The sequence below is a fragment of the Streptomyces sp. NPDC087310 genome, assembly GCF_044744405.1.
Classification (GTDB): domain Bacteria; phylum Actinomycetota; class Actinomycetes; order Streptomycetales; family Streptomycetaceae; genus Streptomyces.
Map to the genome: position 1 here is coordinate 123,465 of NZ_JBIUYF010000007.1, position 20,911 is coordinate 144,375.

General features: G+C 73.1%; 19 protein-coding genes. 12 read left to right on the forward strand and 7 right to left on the reverse strand.

The window, feature by feature from the left end; genetic code table 11:
* The first annotated feature begins 35 nt into the window (after positions 1-35).
* The 7 genes from ACIO3P_RS26430 (at position 36) to ACIO3P_RS26460 (ending at position 9,917) form a co-directional block, all read left to right on the forward strand.
* Positions 36-2,042, forward strand: coding sequence for a hydantoinase B/oxoprolinase family protein (locus tag ACIO3P_RS26430; protein WP_401853792.1), 2,007 nt, complete (start codon positions 36-38; stop codon positions 2,040-2,042).
* 130 nt (positions 2,043-2,172) lie between these two features.
* Positions 2,173-3,435: a substrate-binding domain-containing protein gene (locus ACIO3P_RS26435; RefSeq protein ID WP_401853790.1), complete on the forward strand. Its 1,263-nt coding sequence runs from the start codon at positions 2,173-2,175 to the stop codon at positions 3,433-3,435.
* 101 nt (positions 3,436-3,536) lie between these two features.
* Positions 3,537-4,883 (forward strand): ABC transporter substrate-binding protein, encoded by a 1,347-nt coding sequence (locus ACIO3P_RS26440; RefSeq protein ID WP_401853788.1) that lies wholly within the window; start codon positions 3,537-3,539, stop codon positions 4,881-4,883.
* Between the two features lie 77 nt (positions 4,884-4,960).
* A complete protein-coding gene (locus tag ACIO3P_RS26445) occupies positions 4,961-6,010 on the forward strand; it encodes a carbohydrate ABC transporter permease (protein WP_401853785.1) in 1,050 nt (349 codons plus the stop codon).
* Complete coding sequence (locus tag ACIO3P_RS26450) at positions 6,007-6,909, forward strand: carbohydrate ABC transporter permease (RefSeq protein WP_329825226.1); 903 nt, start codon at positions 6,007-6,009, stop codon at positions 6,907-6,909. The genes ACIO3P_RS26445 and ACIO3P_RS26450 overlap by 4 nt, the downstream gene beginning before the upstream one ends.
* 63 nt (positions 6,910-6,972) lie before the next feature.
* Positions 6,973-8,001, forward strand: a complete 1,029-nt coding sequence (locus tag ACIO3P_RS26455) for a hydroxyacid dehydrogenase (protein ID WP_401790562.1) — start codon at positions 6,973-6,975, stop codon at positions 7,999-8,001.
* The gene (locus tag ACIO3P_RS26460) at positions 7,998-9,917 is read left to right on the forward strand and encodes a DUF2264 domain-containing protein (RefSeq protein ID WP_401853783.1); all 1,920 of its coding nucleotides are present in this window, start codon (positions 7,998-8,000) and stop codon (positions 9,915-9,917) included. Before ACIO3P_RS26455 ends, ACIO3P_RS26460 begins: the two co-directional genes overlap by 4 nt.
* Before the next feature lie 80 nt (positions 9,918-9,997).
* Here the strand turns inward: ACIO3P_RS26460 and ACIO3P_RS26465 are convergent, their stop codons facing one another.
* On the reverse strand, positions 9,998-10,633 hold the full coding sequence (locus tag ACIO3P_RS26465) for an N-acetylmuramoyl-L-alanine amidase (protein WP_401853780.1): 636 nt from the start codon (positions 10,631-10,633) through the stop codon (positions 9,998-10,000).
* A gap of 318 nt (positions 10,634-10,951) precedes the next feature.
* Between ACIO3P_RS26465 and ACIO3P_RS26470 the strand changes: the two genes are divergently transcribed.
* A complete protein-coding gene (locus ACIO3P_RS26470) occupies positions 10,952-11,473 on the forward strand; it encodes a GNAT family N-acetyltransferase (RefSeq protein WP_401853777.1) in 522 nt (173 codons plus the stop codon).
* Here the strand turns inward: ACIO3P_RS26470 and ACIO3P_RS26475 are convergent.
* Positions 11,451-12,413, reverse strand: coding sequence for a DUF3152 domain-containing protein (locus tag ACIO3P_RS26475; RefSeq protein WP_401853775.1), 963 nt, complete (start codon positions 12,411-12,413; stop codon positions 11,451-11,453). The genes ACIO3P_RS26470 and ACIO3P_RS26475 overlap by 23 nt on opposite strands.
* Before the next feature lie 161 nt (positions 12,414-12,574).
* Between ACIO3P_RS26475 and ACIO3P_RS26480 the strand changes: the two genes are divergently transcribed.
* From ACIO3P_RS26480 to ACIO3P_RS26490, 3 genes are read left to right on the forward strand one after another with little or no spacing between them, the layout of a single operon-like run.
* Entirely contained in the window at positions 12,575-13,261 is a 687-nt protein-coding gene (locus ACIO3P_RS26480) for a response regulator transcription factor (protein ID WP_329825232.1), read from the forward strand.
* A gap of 35 nt (positions 13,262-13,296) precedes the next feature.
* Positions 13,297-14,799, forward strand: a complete 1,503-nt coding sequence (locus ACIO3P_RS26485; protein WP_401853772.1) for a sensor histidine kinase — start codon at positions 13,297-13,299, stop codon at positions 14,797-14,799.
* Positions 14,796-15,431 (forward strand): hypothetical protein, encoded by a 636-nt coding sequence (locus tag ACIO3P_RS26490; protein WP_401853770.1) that lies wholly within the window; start codon positions 14,796-14,798, stop codon positions 15,429-15,431. The genes ACIO3P_RS26485 and ACIO3P_RS26490 overlap by 4 nt, the downstream gene beginning before the upstream one ends.
* Here the strand turns inward: ACIO3P_RS26490 and ACIO3P_RS26495 are convergent.
* From ACIO3P_RS26495 to ACIO3P_RS26510, 4 genes are all read right to left on the reverse strand, one after another.
* On the reverse strand, positions 15,425-16,081 hold the full coding sequence (locus ACIO3P_RS26495) for a DUF305 domain-containing protein (RefSeq protein ID WP_329825235.1): 657 nt from the start codon (positions 16,079-16,081) through the stop codon (positions 15,425-15,427). The genes ACIO3P_RS26490 and ACIO3P_RS26495 overlap by 7 nt on opposite strands.
* 57 nt (positions 16,082-16,138) lie before the next feature.
* On the reverse strand, positions 16,139-16,540 hold the full coding sequence (locus tag ACIO3P_RS26500) for a DUF6153 family protein (protein WP_329825236.1): 402 nt from the start codon (positions 16,538-16,540) through the stop codon (positions 16,139-16,141).
* Between the two features lie 94 nt (positions 16,541-16,634).
* Positions 16,635-17,729 carry an iron chelate uptake ABC transporter family permease subunit gene (locus tag ACIO3P_RS26505; RefSeq protein ID WP_329825237.1) on the reverse strand — a complete coding sequence of 365 codons (1,095 nt, stop codon included), beginning with the start codon at positions 17,727-17,729 and terminating at the stop codon, positions 16,635-16,637.
* A complete protein-coding gene (locus tag ACIO3P_RS26510) occupies positions 17,726-18,808 on the reverse strand; it encodes a FecCD family ABC transporter permease (RefSeq protein WP_401853767.1) in 1,083 nt (360 codons plus the stop codon). The genes ACIO3P_RS26505 and ACIO3P_RS26510 overlap by 4 nt, the downstream gene beginning before the upstream one ends.
* A gap of 55 nt (positions 18,809-18,863) precedes the next feature.
* Here ACIO3P_RS26510 and ACIO3P_RS26515 point away from each other — a divergent pair, with 55 nt between their 5' ends.
* Positions 18,864-19,907 (forward strand): ABC transporter substrate-binding protein, encoded by a 1,044-nt coding sequence (locus ACIO3P_RS26515; RefSeq protein WP_401853765.1) that lies wholly within the window; start codon positions 18,864-18,866, stop codon positions 19,905-19,907.
* An 83-nt stretch (positions 19,908-19,990) separates the two neighbouring features.
* Here ACIO3P_RS26515 and ACIO3P_RS26520 read toward each other — a convergent pair whose 3' ends face one another.
* Positions 19,991-20,575, reverse strand: a complete 585-nt coding sequence (locus ACIO3P_RS26520; RefSeq protein WP_329825240.1) for a TMEM165/GDT1 family protein — start codon at positions 20,573-20,575, stop codon at positions 19,991-19,993.
* Positions 20,576-20,911 lie beyond the last annotated feature (336 nt).

The following is a 20,911-nucleotide window of genomic DNA, read 5'->3' on the forward strand; positions in this document are numbered from 1 at the left end:
AGGCAAGCCACGGCAAGGCAAGGACGCACCCGACCATGAAGCTCGACCCGGTCACCCTGGAGATCATCGGCAACAAACTCGGCGCCCTCACCGAGGAGATGTGCCTCACCCTCCAGCGCACCAGCCGCTCGCTGTACGTCAAGGAGACCGCCGACTTCTGCTGCGCGCTCGCCGGACCCGACGGTGCCTTCACCGCCTACCCGCGCGGCATCGGCGTCTCCGGCTTCGTCGGACTCGACGTCCGTACGGCCGTCGACCACGTGGGCCCCCTGGAGCCCGGCGACGTCATCATCACCAACGACCCGTACACCTCGGGCGGTCTGGCCACCCATCTCACCGACATCCAGCTCATCGAGCCGTACTTCCACGACGGTGAGATCATCGGATACGGGTGGGCGTTCATCCACTGCTCCGACATCGGCGGACGGGTCCCCAGCAGCCTGGCCCCCACCAACCACGAGATCTACCAGGAGGGACTGCGCATACCGCCGGTCAAGCTCCTGCGGGCCGGTGAGCCCAGCCGTGACATCGCCGCCCTCCTCCAGGCCAACAGCCGCACCCCCGAGGCCAACGACGGCGATCTGCGCGCCATGCTCGCCGCCCTGCGCACCGGCCGCGAGCGGCTGGCCCGGGTCGTCGCGCAGCACGGCGCCGCCGATGTCGCCGCCGCCCACACCGACCTCGTCGACCACACCGCCGACAAGGCCACCGCCGCGCTCGCCACCCTGCGGGACGGCAGCTACCGGTTCACCGACTACCTCGACGACGACGCCGTCTCCCCGGTGCCCGTCCGGATCTCCGTGACCGTCACGCTCGACCGGGGCGCCCTGCACCTCGACTTCACGGGCACCGACCCCCAGGTCGACGCCGCGTTCAACATCGCCAGCCACGGCCGCGCCCACGCCTGGATCACCACCCGCGTCCTCGCCCTGATCTGCACGCTCGACCCGGGCATCCCGCTCAACGGCGGGCTGATCAGGCCCGTCACCGTCACCGCCCCCGAGGGCTCCGTCGTCAACGCCAGGATGCCCGCCGCCGTCGGCATCCGGCACGCCACCGCCTCCCGCGTCAACGACGCGCTCGGCGGGGCGCTCGGCCTCGCCGCGCCCGAGGTGATGCCCGCAGCGAGCAGCGGCCTCGTCGTCCCCGTCGTCGTCGCCGAGAGCGCGCCCGGCGGCGGACAGAACGTCCAGGTCCTCGAACCCATGGTCGGCGGCACCGGCGCCCGCGACGGCGCGGACGGCGTCGACGGCCGCGACAGCGGCATCTCCAACCTGGCCAACAACCCCGTGGAGACCGTCGAGACCGAGATCGGCGCGGAGATCGTCCGCTACGCGCTGCGCCCCGACTCCGGCGGCCCCGGCCGCTGGCGCGGCGGCTCCGGCCTCGAACTCGTCTTCCGCGTCCTCGGCGACGACTCCCGGCTGCTCGCCCGGGGGCTGGAGCGGATGCGCTTCCGCCCCTGGGGCACCGCGGGCGGCGGCCCTGGCGCCCCCGCCGAACTCGTCATCAACGAGGGCCTGCCCGGCGAACGCCGGCACGCCAAGATCGACATGGTCGCCCTGCGCCGCGGCGACACCGTCACCCTGCGCACCTCGGGCGCGGGCGGTTACGGAGACCCCTTCACCCGCGACCCGCGGGCGGTGCTCGGCGACCTCCGGCGCGGACTGGTCACCGAGCGGGCAGCGGCGGCCTCGTACGGAGTCGCCGTCACCACCGGAGCCGACGGCCGCCCCGTACTCGACGAGGCCGCCACCGAGGAGCTGCGCCGCACCCCGCCGTCCCCGCTCACCGGCGCCGGCCCCGAGCGCGCCGCCTGGGACGCGGTCCACGACACCGAGGCCGCCGACCGTCTGATCGCGGCGCTCTTCCGCCTCCCGCCGTCGCGCCGCTACGCCCGCCGGGCCGCCGTCCACACGGCGGTGCTCGACGTGCTCCCCGAGGGCTTCCCCTCCACCGCCGCCTCCGCCGCGGAACTGGCCGAGGCCCGCACCGTACTGCGCCGCCACACCGACGCGCTGGAGGAGGAAGGCGCGATCTGATCCGTTCCGCCGGTCCGCGCCCGCGGACAACTGTCGCTATGCTGCGGCCCCAAGCGCTCATTCGAAGCAGTCAAACGAACAAGCGTGAGGTACGGGGAGCGGCGGCGGTACGGCAAGGGGGCAGGCGGACATGCGGGAGCCGGTCGAACTCAGGCGGCAACGGATCCTCGCGGCGGTGGAGTCGCGCGGCGCGGTCAGGGTCAGTGTGCTCGCCACCGAGCTGGAGGTCTCGGTGGTCACGGTGCGGCGGGATGTCGAGGAGCTGACCCGGGCGGGCAGACTGCGGCGCGGCCACGGTGTGGCGCGCGCGGTGCGGACCGTCGAGGAGACGGTGGCCGCCCCGGCGGCGCGCGGGACCGGGCGGCCCGCCGAGGGCGGCGCCGTCGCCCTGGTGGTGCCGGAGCGCCACTCGTACCTGTACGAGGCGGCGTACGGCGCCAGACCGGTGCTGGAGGAGGCCGGGTTCCGGGTCGCCCTGCACATCGCCCCGCAGGTCCCCGGCGCCGAACGGCCCCTGGTGGAACGGGCGCTGGCGGACGGGGCGCGGGGGCTGCTGATCGCCCCGAGGTGGCGCAGCGCCGCGGTCGAGGAGGCGGACCACGGCTGGCTCGCCCAGGTGGGTGTGCCGACCGTCCTGATGGAGCGGCGGCCCCGCCCCGGCAGCGCGCTGCACGCCCTGGACGTGGTCTGTTCCGACCACTGGTACGGCGTGCACCTGGCCGTCGACCATCTCGTCGGCCTCGGTCACCGCCGTATCGTGCTGGCCGCCCGTGACGACAGCCCCACGGCGCGCAGCGTCCGCGCGGCGTTCGCCGATGTGGCCGCCGCCCGGCCGGAGGTGACGGACTGGTCGGTGGCGCTCTCCTCGCCCGACGCGGTGCCGGTCCCCGTACCCGAGTCCCCGGGGGCGGACGCGGCTCCGCACGACCGCACCCCGCTGGATCTCGCGGGGCTGCTGCGCGAGCGCGGCGCCACCGCGGCGCTGCTGCACGGCGACGTGGACGCGCTGATGCTGGTCCAGGGCCTCGCGGAGCAGGGCGTACGGGTGCCGCAGGACTGCTCCGTCGTCGCGTACGACGATGTGGTCGCCGCGCTCGGTTCCACCCCGCTGACCGCGGTGGCCCCGCCGAAGGCCGAGGTGGGCCGGGCGGCGGCCGAACTGCTCGTGCACCGGCTCACCCGGCCGGCGGGTACGGCCGGTCCCGTGCGCAGGATCGACCTGCTGCCGGAGTTGAAGGTACGCGGCTCGACCCGGCCCCCGGCGGACACGCGGGCCCCGGCGGACACGCGGGCCCCGGCGGACACGCGGCCCCCGGCGGACACGCGGGACCACGCCCCGGCCGACCCGCGGGACCGGGCACGGACCTCGGCGCCGATCCCCGTACAGAAGTGAGCGTTTGACCGTTTCAACTTTCTTCTGAGCGATCTATTGACCAATTGTGATCAGCCGATCAGGATTCCCCGTGTCTCGAACCGGAGCCGCGGGAGGCCCCCATGCCTGGTCGACAGAGCCGTCGATCCGTGCTGGCCACGATCGCCGCGCTGCCCCTGACGGGCGCCCTGGGCGCCTGCACCGGGGGCGGCGCGGACAGCCGATCGGGCAGCACGAGCACCACCAGCGGAAGAGCCACGCACCTCACCTTCTGGTCCGCGCTGCGCGGCAGCCAGCAGGTCGTGGACGCCTTCAACAAGACCCATGACACCATCCAGGTCGACTACCAGCAGATCCCCGGCGGGGACGCCGGCGGCTACGCGAAACTCAGCAACGCGGCCCGCGCGGGCAACGCCCCGGACATCGCCACCCTCGAATACCCCCAGCTCCCCGGCTTCGCCATCGACGGCGTCGCCCGGGACATCACCGACCTGGTCAGCGACGGAGTGCGGGCCAAGCTGCTGCCGCAGGCGCTGGGTCTGACCACCTTCGAGAAGCGGACCTTCAGCCTGCCGCTCGACATCGAGCCGATGGTGATGCACTACCGCGTCGACCTCTTCGAGAAGTACGGGCTCGATGTCCCCCGCACCTGGGAGGAGTTCGAGTCCCTCGCGAGGACCGTGCGCCGCAAGGCCGAAGGCCGCCGCCTCGTCCTCTTTCCCACGGACGGCTTCACCCAGTTCGCCGCGTACTCCTGGCAGGCCGGCGCCCAGTGGTTCGACACCGCGAAAGGCGCCTGGAACATCTCGCTCGCCGACGCGCCGACCCGCCGCGTCGCCGCCTACTGGCAGCGGCTGATCGACGACGACCTCGTCTTCACCAACGCCGTCAACAGCAGGCAGAGCGACGCCCAGATCGGCAACGGCCTCGTCCTCACCCGGCTCACCGGGGCCTGGGAGGCCGGCGCGCAGATGAACGCGCGCCCCGGCCAGAAGGGCCTGTGGGCGATCGCCCCGCTCCCGCAGTGGGACCCGGACCGGCCCGCCGTCGGCACCCACGGCGGCTCGACCTTCGCGGTCACCAAGGACAGCCGCCACCCGGAGGCCGCCATGGAGTTCATCGAGTGGCAGGTCTCCCACCCCGACGCGCTCCGCGCCCGGCTCTCCAGCGGCACCAGCAGCCAGTACCCGGCCGCGCCCGGCCTGGTCGCCGTCGGACGTGAGGCGTTCGACCGCGCGTACTACGGCGGCCAGGACATCTACACCCTCTTCGAGCAGCAGGCCCACACGGTCCGCGACGGCTGGATCTGGGGCCCCCGCTCCAGCGCCACCGGGCGCGTCATGCAGGACGGGTTCGCCCGGGCGGGCGGCGGCAAGGGCTCGCTCCTCGCCTCGGTGCGCGAGGCACAGCGAGGCACCATGCCGGATCTCAAGGCCCTCGGTCTCGCCACCACCGAGGACACCACCTGAGCGAGGACAGCACCCGAGCGGGCGCCGCCCCGCCCCACCCCCGCCCGTCCCCGCACCAGAGAGGCAGGTGACCTCCCATGACCAACCCCCTGACCAACCCCCTGTCCAATCCCGCGCCCGGCCCGCTCGCCGCCCCCGCGTCCCCGGCGTCCGGCACCACGCCACGGTCCACCGCGAGCGGCGCCCCCGGCCGCCCCGCGACCGCCGCCCGCGGTGGCCGGAAGTCGGCCCGGCGCCGCGAACTCGGCGCGTGCGCCCTCCTGATGGCCCCCTTCTTCGTCCTCCTCGTGACGGTCTTCCTGATTCCCGTCGGGACCGCCGTCCGGCTGAGCTTCTTCAGCGACGACCAGCCCGGCCTCGGCTTCGGCCCGGAACGTACCGTCTTCGTCGGACTGCGCGGCTACACCGCCGTGCTGACCGACCCCACCTTCCTCGGCGGCCTCACCACCGTCGTCCTGTACTGCGTGATCTACATCCCGCTGATGGTGGTCGCCGCCCTCGCGCTGGCGCTGCTGCTCGACTCCGGGGTGGTACGGCTGCGCTCCTGGGCCCAGCTCGGACTCTTCCTGCCGCACGCCGTGCCCGGCATCATCGCCGCCCTCATCTGGCTCTACCTCTACACCCCCGGCATCAGCCCGATCATCGAAGCCCTCGGCAAGGCCGACATCACCATCGACTTCCTCGGCGTCAACACCGTGCTGCCGTCCATCGTGAACATCGCGCTCTGGAGCAACCTCGGCTACAACATGGTCGTCTTCTACGCCGCGCTCCAGGCCGTACCGCGCGAGGTCGTCGAGGCGTCGGTCGTCGACGGAGCGGGACCGGTCCGTACCGCACTCCAGGTCAAGACGCCGCTGGTGCGCTCCTCGATCGTGATGGTGGCGATGTTCACCCTCATCTTCGCCCTCCAGCTCTTCACCGAGCCGATGCTGCTCAGCCAGTCCACCCCGATGATCAACTCGCGTTTCTCGCCCAGCATGTACATCTACGACGCGGCGTTCATCCGCAACAACTACAGCCTGGCCGCCGCCGCCTCCGTCGTCCTGCTCGTCTTCACCGTCGCCCTCTCCTACGGCGTCACCCGCTGGACCAATCGCGCCGACGCCCCGGAGGAGGCCACCCGATGAGCACGACGACCACCACCGCCCCGCGCACCCCCCGGCCGGCCGTCACCCGCGGCGGGCCCCCGCGCCCCCGTCTCCTCGGCCGCGCCGTCGTCAACCTCGTCGTCGGCGTCTCCGTGCTCTACACCCTGCTGCCGGTGGCCTGGCTGGTGCTCGCCGCGGGCAAGAACCGCGACGCCCTGTTCAGCAGCGATCTGCTCTCCCTCGGCGACTTCTCCTTCGTGCAGAACCTGAAGGACCTGTTCGCCATGGACGGCGGGCTGTACGGCCGCTGGTACGGCAACAGCCTGCTGTACGCGGTCGTCGGCGCCGCGCTCGGCGCCCTGATCTCCATCGCGTGCGGCTACGCCTTCGACAAGTACCGCTTCCCCCACAAGGAGAAGCTGTTCGGACTCGTCCTCGCCGCCGTGATGGTCCCGCAGACCGTCCTCGCGCTGCCGCTCTACCTGATGGCCTCCGGCGCCGGCCTGGTGAACACCTTCTGGGCCGTCTTCATCCCCGTGCTCTTCAACCCCTTCGGCGTCTACCTCGGCCGGATCTTCAGCCAGGGGTACGTACCGAACGAAGTCCTCGAAGCGGCGCGCGTCGACGGCGCGGGCGAACTCACCACCTACGTACGGGTCGCCCTGCGGATGCTCGGCCCCGGGCTCGTCACCGTCTTCCTGTTCCAGCTCACCGCCATCTGGAACAACTTCTTCCTCCCCATGGTGATGCTCTCCGACCAGGACCTGTATCCGGTGAGTCTCGGCCTCTTCACCTGGAACAGTTCCGCCTCCGTCTCCCCGGAGTACTACCCCGTGGTGATCATGGGCTCGCTGCTCGCGGTCCTGCCGCTGATCCTCGCCTTCGCCCTGCTCCAGCGCTTCTGGAAGTCCGGCCTCACCGCGGGCTCCGTCAAGTAGCCGCCCCGGGGAACAGCCGCCCGGCCGGGACCGCCGTCCCGGACCACCCGTACCAGGAGAGAGATGCCCCCCACCCCGACCGCACACCCCCGTCCGCGCGCCGCGCTCGCCATGTCACCACGGGCCGCGGCGGCCGTCCTCGATCCGGAGAGCCTGGCCGCCCTCGGCACGGTGTGCGCGCTGACACCGCCGCCCGTCCTCGACGACTTCACCACCGACCGGGCCCGCGCCGCCCTCGCGGACGTGGAACTCCTCGTCACCGGCTGGGGCTGCCCGCCGCTGGACGCGGCGGCCCTCGCGGCGGCGCCCCGACTGCGCGCCGTCGTCCACACCGCGGGCACCGTCCGCGGCCATGTCACCGAGGCGTGCTGGGAACGCGGCATCGAGGTCTCCTCGGCCGCCGCCGCCAACGCGCTGCCCGTCGCGGAGTACACCGTCGCGATGATCCTGCTCTCCGGCAAACGGGTCCTGGAACGCGCCCGCGCCCTGCGCGCCACCCATGACCGCGGCGACTGGCTGCGCACCCCCGCCGGCCTCGGCAACTACGGCCGCACCGTGGGCATCCTCTCCGCCTCACTGATCGGCCGGCGGGTGATCGAACTGCTCCGCCCGTACGATCTGACGATCCTGCTGCACGACCCGTACGTGTCCGACGCGGAGGCGACCGCGCTCGGCGCGCACCCCGTCGGACTCGGTGAACTCTTCGCACGCGCCGACGTGGTCAGCGTCCACACCCCGCTGCTCCCCGCCACCCACGGCCTCGTCAGCCGCGAACTCCTCACCTCCATGCGCCCCGACAGCGTGCTCGTCAACACCGCGCGCGGCGCCGTCGTCGACCAGGACGCCCTCACCGACGTCCTGCGCGCCGGACGCATCCGGGCCGTCCTCGACGTCACGGACCCCGAGGTCCTGCCGCCCGAACATCCCCTCTGGACCTGCGAGAACGCGCTCATCACCCCGCATCTCGCGGGCTCGCAGGGCAACGAACTGCGCCGGCTCGCCGATCTGGCGGTCGGCGAGGTCACCCGCTGGGCGGCGGGCGACGGCTTCGACCACCCCGTACGACGCGAAAGGCTGGCATTCCTCGCATGACCGAACCCCACGGCACCCCCGCCCCCGGCGGACCCGCGTTCGCGCTCCCCGCCGACGACCGGGCGCTGAGCCCGCACACCGGCTACACCCGGGCCCACTGGGAGGCCACCGCCGACGGACTGCTGCGCGCCGCCTGGCGCTGGGCCACCCCCGGCAGCGCCCTGCTCGACCTGCCGGGCCGGCCCTCGGGCTCCGGGGTGCGCTCCGACGGACTCGAAGGCTACGCCCGTACGTTCCTGGCCGCCGCGTTCCGGGTCGCGGGCGCGGGCGGCAAGGACCCGCACGGCTGGCTCGACCGGTACGCGGACGGGCTCGCGGCGGGGACCCGTACCCCCGGGCGGGACGACACCGAGTCCTGGCCGCTCGTCCTCGACCACTACGTACAGGGCCAGCCCATGGTCGAGTCCGCGTCCGTCGCCCTCGGGCTGCGGCTGACCGCGCCCTGGCTCTGGGACCGGCTGGATCCCGGCGTCCAGGACCGCGCCGAGGAGTGGCTGCGGGGCTCCCTGCGCCACACCCCGGCGCCCAACAACTGGTATCTCTTCCCGTACTCGGTGGCCGGGTTCCTGGAGTCCGTCGGCCGCGGCGACGCCGAGACGGCGCGCGCCAGGGAGCGGGCCCTCACCCTGCTGGAGGGCTGGTACCAGGGCGAGGGCTGGTACGCCGACGGCGACAGCCGCGCCTTCGACCACTACAACGGCTGGGCCCTGCACCTCTACCCGATGCTCGACGCCCATCTCGTCGGCGACACCGGGCAGTTGGCGCACCACGGCGCCCGGCTCCGCGCCCACCTCGACGGCTTCTCGCTGCTCTTCGGCGCGGACGGCGCGCCGATACACTTCGGCCGCTCGCTCTCCTACCGGTTCGCGGCGGGCGCGGCGGTCGGTCTCGGCGCCGTCACCGGACACACCCCGCTCGCGCCCGGGGTGTCGCGACGGCTGGTGAGCGGGGCGCTGCGGTACTTCCTGGACCGGGGGGCGACCGGCGCCGACGGGCTGCTGAGCCTGGGCTGGCACGGCCCGCACGACGCCACGCTCCAGCACTACTCGGGCCCCGCCTCGCCGTACTGGGCGTCCAAGGCGTTCGTCGCGCTCCTCGCCCCCGAGGACCACCCCCTGTGGACGGCGCCGGAGGAGCCCGCGCCGAGCGAGGGCCCCGACCGGGTGCTGGCCCTGCCCGTACCGGGCCTGCTGGTCCAGTCGACCCGCGCGGACGGGATCGTACGGCTCCACAACCACGGCAGCGACCATCTCCGCCCGCACGAGGGCGAGGCGGGAGTGGCGGACGATCCGCTCTACAGCCGGCACGCCTACTCGACCAGGACAGGACCCACCGCCGCGGCCAACGTCGCGGACAACCAGATGGCGCTGGAGATCGCGGGCCGGCTCAGCGGCCGTCGCCGGATCCATCCGCTGGGCGCGGGCGGCGGCGACGGCTGGGGCTGGGCGGCCTCCTGGCACCGCCCGGTCTTCACCGCGGGCGCGCCCATGGTGCCGGGGCTGCGGGTGGAGAGCGTCACGGTCGCCCGGGGACGGTACGAGCTGCGGGTGCACCGGGTGGTGGGCGCCCCGCCGGGCGCCCGGGTCCGGCAGACGGGCTGGGCGACAGGACCCGACGAGGACGTACGGTCCGACCTGCACGGGCTGTACGGCTGGGAGGCGGCCCCGGACGGGCGACGGGCCCCGCAGGGCACGGCGTTCACCCGCTGGGCGGTGGTGCCCGAACTGACCGCGCCGGCCGAGGGAACGGCGCTGTTCGCCGCCCTCGCCACGCTCACGGGGGAGTCCGACGCGGCCCCGCCGGCCGGTGCGGTGAGCGGGGTGAGCGTGGACGGGGGGACGGTCGAGGTCCGGTGGGCCGACGACGGTTCGCGGACCCGGATCGCCTTCGACCCGCTGACGGTCGACCACGGCTGAACAGGACCGCCCCCGCCCCGCCGCGTCACGTCCCGCTCCGTCCCGCCCGGCCGTGTCAACGGCCGGGCGGGACGGGGGAGTCAGGCGTTGACGAGATCGAGGTAGCGCGCCCAGTCCCAGTACCTGCCGGGGTCGGTGTGCGTGGCTCCCGGCACCTCGCTGTGCGCGATGATGCGCTCCCGTGTTTTCGGGATGCCGTACCGGGCGCAGATGGCGGCGGTGAGCGCCGCTGACGAGGCGTACAGCGCGTCGGTGAAGTAGGCGGGCTGATCGACCCACCCCTCGTGCTCGATACCGATGCTGCGGGTGTTGTAGTCCCAGTTGCCGGCGTGCCAGGCGACGTCCTTCTCCCGTACGAACTGCCCGACGTACCCGTCGGCGGAGGCCACCATGTAGTGCGCCGACACCTTCTTGGCCGGGTTCTGGAAGATGTCCCGCGCGTCCGGGAAGGTCTCCTGCGTCACATGGATCACGACGAAGTCGACGGAGTACTGCGTCGGGCGTGAGGCGACGGTGTAGTTGGAGGTGCTGGCCGGGATCCAGTGGGTCGGCGGATAGGCGACGGCGGCGCGGCGGCCCGCCGGGCCGGCCGCTTCCGCCGTGGCCGCCGAGGCGTGCGCGGCGCTCGCGGCGGTCAGTCCGAGGGCGGCGGCGCCCAGATACGCACCGGACCTGAGCAGCGAGCGGCGGGACGGGGTGGAGCCGTGGGCTTCCATGGAAGTCTCCCGAAATCCTTGTGCCGTGGGGGGAATTGACGCGCGTAGCGGGATTCCCCTCCATGCTGACCGTCCGACAGGTGCATGCCAATCACTCGATGGCAAAGAAAGAGCACACCGGTCGGTCTGGACCTCTGGCAGGCGCTGCGCGTCCCCGGGCGCGGTGCGGCGGACCGGCCCGCGCCCACCCTGCCGGGACCCTGCCCACCGCTGACGACCGCCACGCGGGCGGCGTCGCACGATGGCTCGTACGAGGGTCCGGGCGCCCTCGTGTTCGTATCGCGCCCGGACCTCCTCGCGATGCGTAATACTCTCCCTATGGGATCGAGGATTACCCGCCCGAGGGGCGGAGCGCGCGGCGCGGCCGTGGAGATCAGACGGGCGACCGCCGGGGACGCCGGGCGGCTCACCAAGCTGGTCCGGGGCTCCCACGCCTACCGGGGCCCCTACGCCTCGATGGTCGCCGGATACCGGGTGGGCCAGGACTACATCGAGACCCACGAGGTCTACGTGGCCACCGGCGAGGACGGCCGGGTGCTCGGCTTCTACGCCCTCGTCCTCGATCCGCCGGAGCTGGACCTGATGTTCGTCGCGGACGACGCCCAGGGGCTCGGCATCGGGCGCCGGCTCGTCGGGCATCTCACCGGCCGGGCGCGCGAGGCGGGGCTCGACGCCGTACGCGTGGTCGCGCACCCGCCGGCCGAGGGCTTCTACCGCAGCGTCGGCGCCCTGCGGACCGGCACCGTGGCCGCGCGCCCGCCCGCCGTGCCGTGGGACCGCCCCGAGATGGTGCTCCCGGTCGGCCCCGGCGACGACGTCACGGCACGGGAGGGCCGGTGATCGCCGTTCCGTCCGCCGCGTAGGGCCAGGCGTTGATGACGCACCCCCGCAACCCCTTGATCTGCTGCATCATCGCGGGAGCGGGCTTCCCGGCACCCGGGCAGGTCTCGTGGTTGTGCCCGAGGTAGTGGCCGACCTCGTGGTTGACGATCAGCGCGCGGTAGGAGGGTATGTCGCGGGCGTAGGCCGGGGTGGCCAGCCGCCAGCGCTTGAGGTTCACCATCACATGCCGGCCCACATTGCAGTTGACCTCGCCACCGGTGTCCAGGTTGTACTCGCCGCAGACCCGGTCGACGGTGTCCGGCGTCGCGAGCTGGACGACGAAGTCGGCGGTGTCGCCCGCGACCCGGCGGAATCCGGTGGCGCCGTCGGCCGTCCAGCCGCGCGGGTCCGCCAGGATCGCGTCCACCTCCGAGGCGACCGCCTCGGCAGACTCCTTGAGCCCGTTCTCGACGGAGACGGAGTACGTAACGGTCCGCCCGCCGCCGACCGAGCCGGTACCCGCGCCCGCCGTGGTGAACGTGCCAGGACCGGACTTCGGGATTCCGGTGGACGACGTCGACGAATCCGAGGACGTCGACGAATCCGAGGACTCCGACGAATCCGAGGACTCGGGCGACTTCGCGGGCTTCGACGTCGGCGGCTTCGGCGGGGGATCGGTGTCCGTGCCGGCTTTCTGCGTCTTCCCGGCGGAGGCCGACACGGAGGGTGCGCCGGGCGGGTCCGTGTCCGCGGGTGAGGGTGCCTCCTGTCGCGCGCTCGCCGTGGACTCGCTCCCGCCGCCGGCGAATTCCGTCACGAAGAGGCTGACGGCCGTCAGCGCGGCGAGCGCGGTGAGTCCCGCGACGAGCGGTGCCTTGCGGGCGGGCCCGGCGTGGGCGGATCCCTTCGAACGGCGACGCCTGCCGCGCGGCCGGGCATGGGAGGTGCGAGGGGTCATGGAAGAAGAGGCTGTGACGGCGGTGTGCGCAAACCTGGACCGGAAGGTGACGAATTCGTAACGACCGGGCGGGGGAGGTTTCATATGATCGTCGCGTAACAATCGCCCCGGCCGGCGCCCGTGCGGCGGGTACGCCACCCGGACGTACGGATACTGTCGGCATGCCACGTGTCCTGCTGATCGAAGACGACCCCGCCGTACGCGAGGGCGTCCAACTCGCCCTCCGCCGCCAGGGCCACGACATCGAGGCCGTCGCGACCGGGGAGCTCGGGCTCGAACAGCTCCGCCGGTTCCGTCCCGACGTCGTCGTCCTCGACCTGATGCTGCCGGGGATGAGCGGCCTCGACGTGTGCCGCAGGATCAGGACCGGCAGCCAGGTGCCCATCATCATGGCCACCGCGCGCGGCGACGACGTGGACGTCATCGTCGGACTGGAGGCGGGAGCCGACGACTATGTCGTCAAACCCGTCCAGGCCCGCGTCCTCGAAGCCCGGATCCGGGCCGTACTGCGCAGGTTCGGCGTCCCCGCAGACACCGACGCCGCGCGGATCGAACGCCACGGGGACCTGGTCATCGACCGCGCCGGACTCGACATCACCCTGGACGGCGAGCCCGTGTCGCTGGCCCTGTCCGAGATGCGGCTCCTGCTCACCCTCTCCGCCTCGCCCGGACAGGTCTTCAGCCGCCAGCAACTCCTCGAAGCCGTCTGGGAACACAGCTACCACGGCGACATCAGACTCGTGGACGCCTGCGTGAAGCGGCTGCGCTTCAAGATGGCCGAGCCCTCGGGGGCGCCGCGGTTCGTCCAGACCGTACGCGGCTTCGGCTACCGCTTCCGCTCCCCCTGAGCCCTGCGATGAGACTCCCCGGAACGACCCCCCTGATGTCCCGGATCCGCCTGATACCCCGGGTCCGCGGACTACGTGTCCGCCTCGTGGTCGCCTTCACCCTCGTCGCCGTCGCGGGAACCCTCACCAGCGGTGCGCTGACCTTCCGCGAGGCACGCACAGGCGTGCTCCAGCAGAGCCAGGACACCGTCGTCACACAGTTCCGCGAGCGGGTGAACGGCTCCGCGCCCGGGCTCAGACTGCCCGCCGAGCGGTCGGAGCTGGAGTGGTTCACCGACGAGGTGGCCAAGGCCGGCCGCTCCGAGGGCTGGCGGGTCCTGACCGTCTACCGGGACATGCGCGTCACCTCCTCCCCGGACGACACGTTCGGCGAACTCACCCCGGAGCTGCGCCGGGCGGCGCTCACCGAGTCCGCCACGGTCTTCCAGCGGGTCCCCACGGAGAACACCTCCGTCCTCGTCGTCGGCCTGCCCGTCACCTTCGACACCCCCGACGGCGGCGGGCGCAACCACTCCGGCCTCGCCGTCTTCCTGATCGTCTCGCAGAGCGACGAGGAGGCGTACGTCAACGCCCTGGTCTCCGCCGTCCAGCGCGCCACGCTTCCCGCGCTCGGCCTCGCCGTGCTCCTCGCGCTGCTGGCCGCGCGCGGCGTGCTGCGTCCCGTACGGGAGCTGCGGCGCGCCGCCCGGTCCATGGCCGAGGGCCGCTTCGACACCCGGCTCGCGGTGCACGGCTCCGACGAACTGGCCGACCTCTCCCGTACGTTCAACGAGACGGCCACCGCGCTGGACCACTCCGTCGCCGAGCTGCGCCGGATGGAGGCCCGCGCCCGCCACTTCGCCTCCGACGTCTCCCACGAACTGCGCACCCCGCTGGCCGCCATGGCGGCCGTCACCGACGTGCTGGACGAGGACGCCGACAGGCTCGACCCGGACACCGCCACCGCCGTACGCCTCATCAGCCAGGAGACCCTCAAACTCGCCCGGCTCGTCGACGACCTCATGGAGATCTCCCGCTTCGACGCCGGGGCGGTCGAACTCCAGTGGGACGACATCGACCTCGCCGAGTCCCTGCGCCGTACGCTCGCCGCCCGAGGCTGGACGGAGACCGTGGAGACCGAACTGCCGCCCCCGGACGCCCTGCGCGGCCGGGCCGACGCGCGCCGTCTCGACGTCGTCGTCGCCAACCTGGTCGCCAACGCGCTGCGCCACGGCGAACGCCCCGTACGGCTACGGCTGTACGCGTCCGACGGGCGGGCCGTCGTCGAGGTGACGGACAGCGGCCCCGGCATCCCCGACGACGTCCTGCCGCATGTCTTCGAGCGGTTCTACAAGTCGGACACCGCCAGGACGCGCACCGAGGGCAGCGGTCTGGGGCTCGCCATCACGGCGGAGAACGTCCAGTTGCACGGAGGCACCGTCCGGGCAGCGAACCGGCCGGAGGGCGGCGCCGTCTTCACCGTCGAGATCCCGCTGCCGACCGACCCGGCCGAGCCGTTCCCCTTACCCCGTGACCGCCGTCCGGAGGACCGATCATGACCCCGACATCCCGGCGGCGCCCGGCCGCCGCGCTGCTGCTGGCGCTGGCCGCGCCGCTCCTGCTCGCGGCCGGCTGCCGGATCCCCGGCACCGGCGTCGTCCAGGCAGGCGAACCGGCCACCGGCGTGCGCCCCGTGGTCCTGCTCTACCTCGTCAAGAACGGCGCCCTGTATCCGGTGGCGCGCTCCGCCGACGTCATCTCCACCGATGTCGACACAGCCGTCGCCCTCGCGTTCCGCGGCCCCCAGCCCGCCGAGATACGCGGCGGGGTGACCACCGAGCTGCCGCGGTCCGGCATCCGGCCGCGGGTCGTCGTGGACGGAGACCGGATCTCGGTCGAACTGCCGCGGCAGGGCCGCCTCACCCCGCTCGCCGTGGACCAGCTCGTCTGCACGGTGGCCGCCGCCCGGGCGCTGGAGGTCCGGGACGCGGCCCCGGCCGTGACCGTCGTCGACCGGGCGGGCCGGCGTACGGTCACGGCCGCCGAGGCCCGCTGCCCCACCGGGGACAGCTCCTCCGACGCGTTCCGGCCCGAGGAGATCCCGGTCCCGGAGACCGTGGAGGGCGAACCCTCGGTGCTGGGGGCCCCGCCCCCGGAAGGCGGGGCCCCCGGCGAGGACGGGTCCTACTGACCCAGCAGGGTCTTCATCCGGGTGATCTCGGCGGTCTGCGAGGTGACGATGGCGCCCGCCATCTCCCTGGCACCCTGGTGGGTGCCCTGGGACTGTTCGGTCCTGGCCATCTCGACCGCGCCCTCATGGTGCTCGACCATCATCTTCAGGAACGCGGTGTCGAAGGCTTTGCCGGACGCCTTCTCCAGCTCCGCCATCTCGTCGTCGGCCATCATCCCGGCCATGGAGTGGCCGGAGTGTTCCGCGCCGTCCGCCGGCGGCGCCTCCTTCGCGGGTACGTCCTCGCCCCAGGCCGTGAGCCACCCCGACAGGGTCCTGATCTCCGGGTCCTGGGCCTTCTTGATCTCGGAGGCGAGTGTCCTCACCTCCGCGGACGAGGCCCGGCCGTCGGCGAGATCGGCCATCTCCACCGCCTGCCGGTGGTGCGGGATCATGCCCTGGGCGAAGGACACGTCGGCGGCGTTGTGCGCCGAAGCGGAAGCCGATGCCGACGTGGAACCCGACGCCGAGGCGGACGGGTCCGCGCCGTGGCCGGAGTGCTTGGCGGTGGACGCGTCCTGCCCACCGCAGGCCGTGAGAACCAGGACGGCGCTCACGACGGCGGCAGCGGCGGCGGCCCGGCGACGGGCCGGGAAACGGTACGAGGTCATGCTGGAACAACTCCTGTGCGTGGAAAGGGACAGAGGCATGCCGGACGCTGGGCACGCCTATATGCGCAGGAGTTGCAGTTCGCTCAGTGAGGGAGGGGCCCGGTCGCCCGGCGCCGCCCCCGGGCCCTGGCGCGCGACGATCGCCGGAGTCGGCGTGACGCCGGACGGGCCCGGCAGCAGCGGCGCGCCGAGCGCGGGACCGGTACTGGTACCGGCCGCGGCACAGGTGGCGTCCGCGTGGTCCATGTGCCCGCCGCCGTCATGGGCGGGCGGCGCGCAGAGGGGGGCCTCGGCCGCCGTGGCGTGGGCGGAGGCGGACGGCGGCGCGGCGTGCGCGCCCAGAGCGGGGACGGGCCCGAGGCCGTGCATGGCCAGCAGCCCCGCCGTCACCGCCAGCACCAGCGCCAGCAGGACACGCGCCCCGAAGGGGCCGTGCTCGCTGCGCGGGGGCCGTCTCATGGGGCCATCGTAGCCACAAGCCCCGCGGCCGTCCCGAGGCGGTACGCACCCGGCGGCGCGGCGCGGGTGGCGGAGCGTCAGCCCCGGGGCCCTGTCACGCGGACCGGTCGGTCCTCTTCTCCCGCGACAGCAGCCACAGCAGATACACCCCGCCGAGGGCCCCGGTGACGAGCCCCACCGGGATCTGGAAGGGGGCGAGCACCCGCTGCGCCAGCAGATCGGCGGTCGCCAGGATCAGCGCCCCGGTCAGCATGGCCGATCCGATCGGGGGACCGGGGGAGCGGGTGATCCTGCGGGCGAGCTGCGGGGCCGCCAGCGCGAGAAAGCCGATCGGGCCCGCGACGGCGACGGCCGTACCGGCGAGGGCGACACCCATCAGCAGACAGAGCCCCCGTATCCGCGTGACGTTCACGCCCAGCGCCCCCGCCGTGTCGTCGCCCATCTCCATGAGCCGCAGCGGCCGGCCCAGCGCCAGGGTCGCCACCGCGAGCACCGGCAGCGCGAGCGCCAGGGGTGTCACCTGCGGCCAGGAGACGGCGTTGAGGCTGCCGAACGTCCAGGCTTTCGCGCTCTCCGCGGACTCCAGATCGGCGCGCGTGAGCAGGAAGTCGTTGACCGAGGAGAGCATCGCGCCGACCGCGATCCCGGCGAGGACCAGCCGGTTCCCGGAGACCCCGCGCGACGCGGTGAACGCGTAGACCACGACCGCCGTGCACAGCCCGCCGAGCACCGAACCGGCGCCGACCCCCACCCCGGCCGAGCCGCCGCCCGCCAGGATGACGACGAGGGCGCCGCTGGTGGACCCGGTGGTGAACCCGATGACGTCCGGGCTGCCGAGCGGGTTGCGCGACAGGCTCTGGAAGAGCGCCCCGGACAGCCCGAGCGCCGCCCCGACGAGGAGCGCCGCGCAGACCCGCGGCAGCCGCTGGCCGACCACGATGAACCGGTCGGTGGCGGAGCCGCCCCCGGCGAACAGGACATCGGCGATGTGCGCGGCATCGATCCGGTACGTACCGGTGAACAGGGTGAGCGTCCACACCGCCACGCAGCACACCAGCAGCAGGGCCAGCACGGCGGCCGTACGGCCCGAGTAGCGCAGGGTGATCCCGCGCGGCAGCCGCGCCACCCGCGTGGCGGCGGTCCGGGCCGCAGTGGTCCGGGCGGCAGTGGTCCGGGGCGCGGCGCTCACGCGGTGACCTCCCGGCGCCGTACGACCAGCCACAGCAGCGCGGGAGCGCCGATGAACGCGGTGACGATGCCCACCTCGATCTCCCCCGGCGGCGCGATCACCCGCCCCGCGATGTCGCTGACGAGCAGCAGGATCGCACCGCCCGGCAGCGCGAAGGCCAGCAGCCAGCGCAGATCGGGCCCGAGCAGCAGCCGCAGCACATGCGGGACGACCAGCCCGACGAAGCCGATCGGCCCCGCCGCGGCGGTCGCGGCGCCGCACAGCAGCATGACCGAGACGAAGCCGGCGGCCCGTACCCACGGCACCCGCAGCCCGAGCGCGGCGCCTGCCTCGTCGCCGAGCGCCAGGGCGTTGAGGGAGGGACCGAGCACCAGCGCGACGACCGTGCCGGCCAGTACGAAGGGGACGGCGGCGGTCAGCGCCTCCGTACCGCGGTTCTCCAGCGACCCGACCACCCAGAAGCGGTACGAGTCGAACGCCGAGGAGTCGAACATGGTGAGGATGCCGGTACAGGCCCCCAGACTCGCCGAGAGCGCCGCCCCCGCCAGCACGAGCCGGGTGTGATGGTTGCTCCGGGTGGCGCCCGAGGTGAGCGCGTACACCAGCAGCGCGGCCAGCACGGCGCCCGCGAAGGCGAACCAGATGTACCCGGACACGCTCGTCACATGGAACGCGGCGATGGCCGTCACCACCGCGAACGAGGCACCGGAGTTGACCCCCACGATGCCCGGTTCCGCCAGCGGATTGCGGGTGATGGCCTGCATGACGACCCCGGCGAGCGCCAGCGCCGCGCCCACGGTGACCGCGAGCGCGGTACGGGGCAGCCGCAACTGCCGGACGATGATGGCCTCCGGGCTGCCGTCGTCGTGGAGCAGCACCCGCCCCACGGTGTCCAGCGGGACGCCACGCGCGCCGGTGCCCAGGCTCACCAGGAGCAGCAGGACGACCAGGGCGAGACAGACCACCAGCGCCACGAACCGCCTGCCGCCCCTCGGCCGCGCGGGTCGCGTCGCACCGGTCGGTGCCGGTTCGGCCGCCGGAGCGCCGGTCCGGTCCGTACCTCCCGATATGTGATCCATCGCATGACTGTCATCCCTACTCATCCGCACTTAGGAGAGCCTAAGCTAATCGATCGTGTACCGCTTCCGTGATCTCCCTCTCACCCGTCTGATCAGCGGCGTTGCCCTGTCGGGCGCCCTGCTGCTCACCGGCTGTTCCACGGCCTCGACCGTGTCGTCGGACAGCAGTCCGACCGGCGAGCCGTCGGCCGCCGCCACCCACACCGCTCCCCGCACCGTGCCCAAGGGCATGGGAAGCGGCAAACCGGACGGCGAGTTCCCGCGTACGGTCGGCCACTTCGAGGGCAAAACCACCATCGAGGCCGCGCCGAAGAAGGTCGTGGTCATCTCCACCGGCCAGGCCGACGCGCTGCTCACGCTCGGCACCGTCCCGGCCGGCTCGACCCGGGGCGACGGGGCCGACCTCGTACCCCAGTACCTGAAGGACGACTTCCCCAAGGACGCCGCCGCGCTGGGGAAGGTCGTCGACGTGGGTTCGCGGGTGGATCCGAATCTGGAGACCATCGCGAACATCAAGCCCGACCTGATCCTGATGAACGTCGCGGGCAAGAACGCGAAGGGCCTCTACAAAGCGCTGAGCGCGGTGGGGCCCACCGTCGCCACCCAGGGCACCGGGCTCTACTGGAAGCAGGACTTCCTGCTCGTCGCCGACGGGCTCGGCAAGGCCGACCGGGCGCGCACCTACCTGGACCGCTTCCACACCGACGCCGCCGCGCTGGGCGCCTCGCTCGACAAGCCGGTGACCGTCTCGTTCCTGCGGCTGAACGGGGACCGTCTGCGCGTCTTCGGCGTGCCGTCGTTCACCGGCAGCATCGCCGAGGACGCCGGGCTCGGCCGGCCCGAGAGCCAGCGGTTCGACAAGACCTCGCAGAACATCAGCAACGAGCAGCTCGACCGGGCCGACGCCGACTGGCTCTTCTACGGGGTCCAGGGCGACGCGGCGAAGTCCGCCGAGCTGACCGGGGCGCCGCTGTGGCCGACGCTCTCCGCCGTCGCCGGCGAGACCGCGATCCCGGTCGACGACGACGTCTTCTACCTCAACACCGGCCCCACGGCCGCCCGTGACGTGCTCACCGCCCTCAAGAAGCACCTGACCTGACCCGCGCCTCCTGCGGAAGGGGCCCGGTCCTTGTCGGTACGTACCGACAAGGACCGGGCCCCTTCGCGTGGTCGTACGGGCCGTCAGCCCACGAAGATCTCGGTCACCGACCAGATGGCGAGGCCGAGCATGCACAGACCGCCGATGCGCTGCACGGTCTTCAGCGGGACGCGGGTGGCGATGAACCGGCCCGCGAGCAGGGCCAGCGCGGAGACGGACATCAGCGCGGCGGCCGACCCGATGGCGGTCGACCAGGTGCCGTTGCTCGCGGCGAGGTTGGCCGTGGTGATCTGGGTCAGGTCGCCCCACTCGCTGATGAAGACGGCCATGAAGGCGGTCGAGTAGACGGGCCAGAACCCGGTGACGGTCTTGGTCTCCGTCTCCTCGTCATCGTCGTCGCCCGTGCCCCGCAGCAGCATGAAGGCGCCGAGGAGGAAGAGCAGGGCCGAGACGAGCTTGACGATCCAGTCGGGCAGCAGCCCGATGAGGCTGCCCGCGCCGATGGCGATGGCGACGTGCACGATGAACGCGGTCGACGTACCGAACCACACGTAGAGCGGGCGCATGCGCGTGCCCATGGCGAGGGACGCGAACATGGTCTTGTCGGGGAGCTCCGCGAGGAAGATCAGACCGAAGGCGGTGAGGATCGCCAGGGGATCGAGAGACATTCCGGGTGGCTTTCTCTGGGGGCCGGGCCCGGGTCTTCGCGAAGCGCCGTATCGGAGCCAGGAGGACCACTCGGCCCGGCACGACGGTGGCGCCCGCGGGACGCGGACATGTCAGTGCCTGACCGAAGGTCTCGCCCGCCCGCCTGATCGGCGGGCCCGGCCACCGGGAACCCGGGGGTTCCAGTGTGTCGACGACCGGTTTGCGGGGCTACTCCCCTTCGCAGACCCCCACGGTACCCCACCCGGGACGGCGGGGCGCGTGGGGGCCGGGGCGGGGCCGTACACGCGAACGGTGCGGCGTACGTGTGAACCGTGCGGCGTACGGGGCCCCGGACG

Excerpts from the sequence above, each read along its gene's own strand:
- ACIO3P_RS26455 (WP_401790562.1), top strand. The coding sequence starts at position 6,973 with ATGCCCCCCACCCCGACCGCACACCCCCGTCCGCGCGCCGCGCTCGCC.
- ACIO3P_RS26485 (WP_401853772.1), top strand. The coding sequence starts at position 13,297 with ATGTCCCGGATCCGCCTGATACCCCGGGTCCGCGGACTACGTGTCCGC.
- ACIO3P_RS26490 (WP_401853770.1), top strand. The coding sequence starts at position 14,796 with ATGACCCCGACATCCCGGCGGCGCCCGGCCGCCGCGCTGCTGCTGGCG.
- ACIO3P_RS26520 (WP_329825240.1), bottom strand. The coding sequence starts at position 20,575 with ATGTCTCTCGATCCCCTGGCGATCCTCACCGCCTTCGGTCTGATCTTC.
- ACIO3P_RS26495 (WP_329825235.1), bottom strand. The coding sequence starts at position 16,081 with ATGACCTCGTACCGTTTCCCGGCCCGTCGCCGGGCCGCCGCCGCTGCC.
- ACIO3P_RS26440 (WP_401853788.1), top strand. The coding sequence starts at position 3,537 with ATGCCTGGTCGACAGAGCCGTCGATCCGTGCTGGCCACGATCGCCGCG.
- ACIO3P_RS26475 (WP_401853775.1), bottom strand. The coding sequence starts at position 12,413 with ATGACCCCTCGCACCTCCCATGCCCGGCCGCGCGGCAGGCGTCGCCGT.
- ACIO3P_RS26465 (WP_401853780.1), bottom strand. The coding sequence starts at position 10,633 with ATGGAAGCCCACGGCTCCACCCCGTCCCGCCGCTCGCTGCTCAGGTCC.
- ACIO3P_RS26445 (WP_401853785.1), top strand. The coding sequence starts at position 4,961 with ATGACCAACCCCCTGACCAACCCCCTGTCCAATCCCGCGCCCGGCCCG.
- ACIO3P_RS26430 (WP_401853792.1), top strand. The coding sequence starts at position 36 with ATGAAGCTCGACCCGGTCACCCTGGAGATCATCGGCAACAAACTCGGC.
- ACIO3P_RS26435 (WP_401853790.1), top strand. The coding sequence starts at position 2,173 with ATGCGGGAGCCGGTCGAACTCAGGCGGCAACGGATCCTCGCGGCGGTG.
- ACIO3P_RS26500 (WP_329825236.1), bottom strand. The coding sequence starts at position 16,540 with ATGAGACGGCCCCCGCGCAGCGAGCACGGCCCCTTCGGGGCGCGTGTC.
- ACIO3P_RS26450 (WP_329825226.1), top strand. The coding sequence starts at position 6,007 with ATGAGCACGACGACCACCACCGCCCCGCGCACCCCCCGGCCGGCCGTC.
- ACIO3P_RS26510 (WP_401853767.1), bottom strand. The coding sequence starts at position 18,808 with ATGGATCACATATCGGGAGGTACGGACCGGACCGGCGCTCCGGCGGCC.
- ACIO3P_RS26470 (WP_401853777.1), top strand. The coding sequence starts at position 10,952 with ATGGGATCGAGGATTACCCGCCCGAGGGGCGGAGCGCGCGGCGCGGCC.
- ACIO3P_RS26480 (WP_329825232.1), top strand. The coding sequence starts at position 12,575 with ATGCCACGTGTCCTGCTGATCGAAGACGACCCCGCCGTACGCGAGGGC.
- ACIO3P_RS26460 (WP_401853783.1), top strand. The coding sequence starts at position 7,998 with ATGACCGAACCCCACGGCACCCCCGCCCCCGGCGGACCCGCGTTCGCG.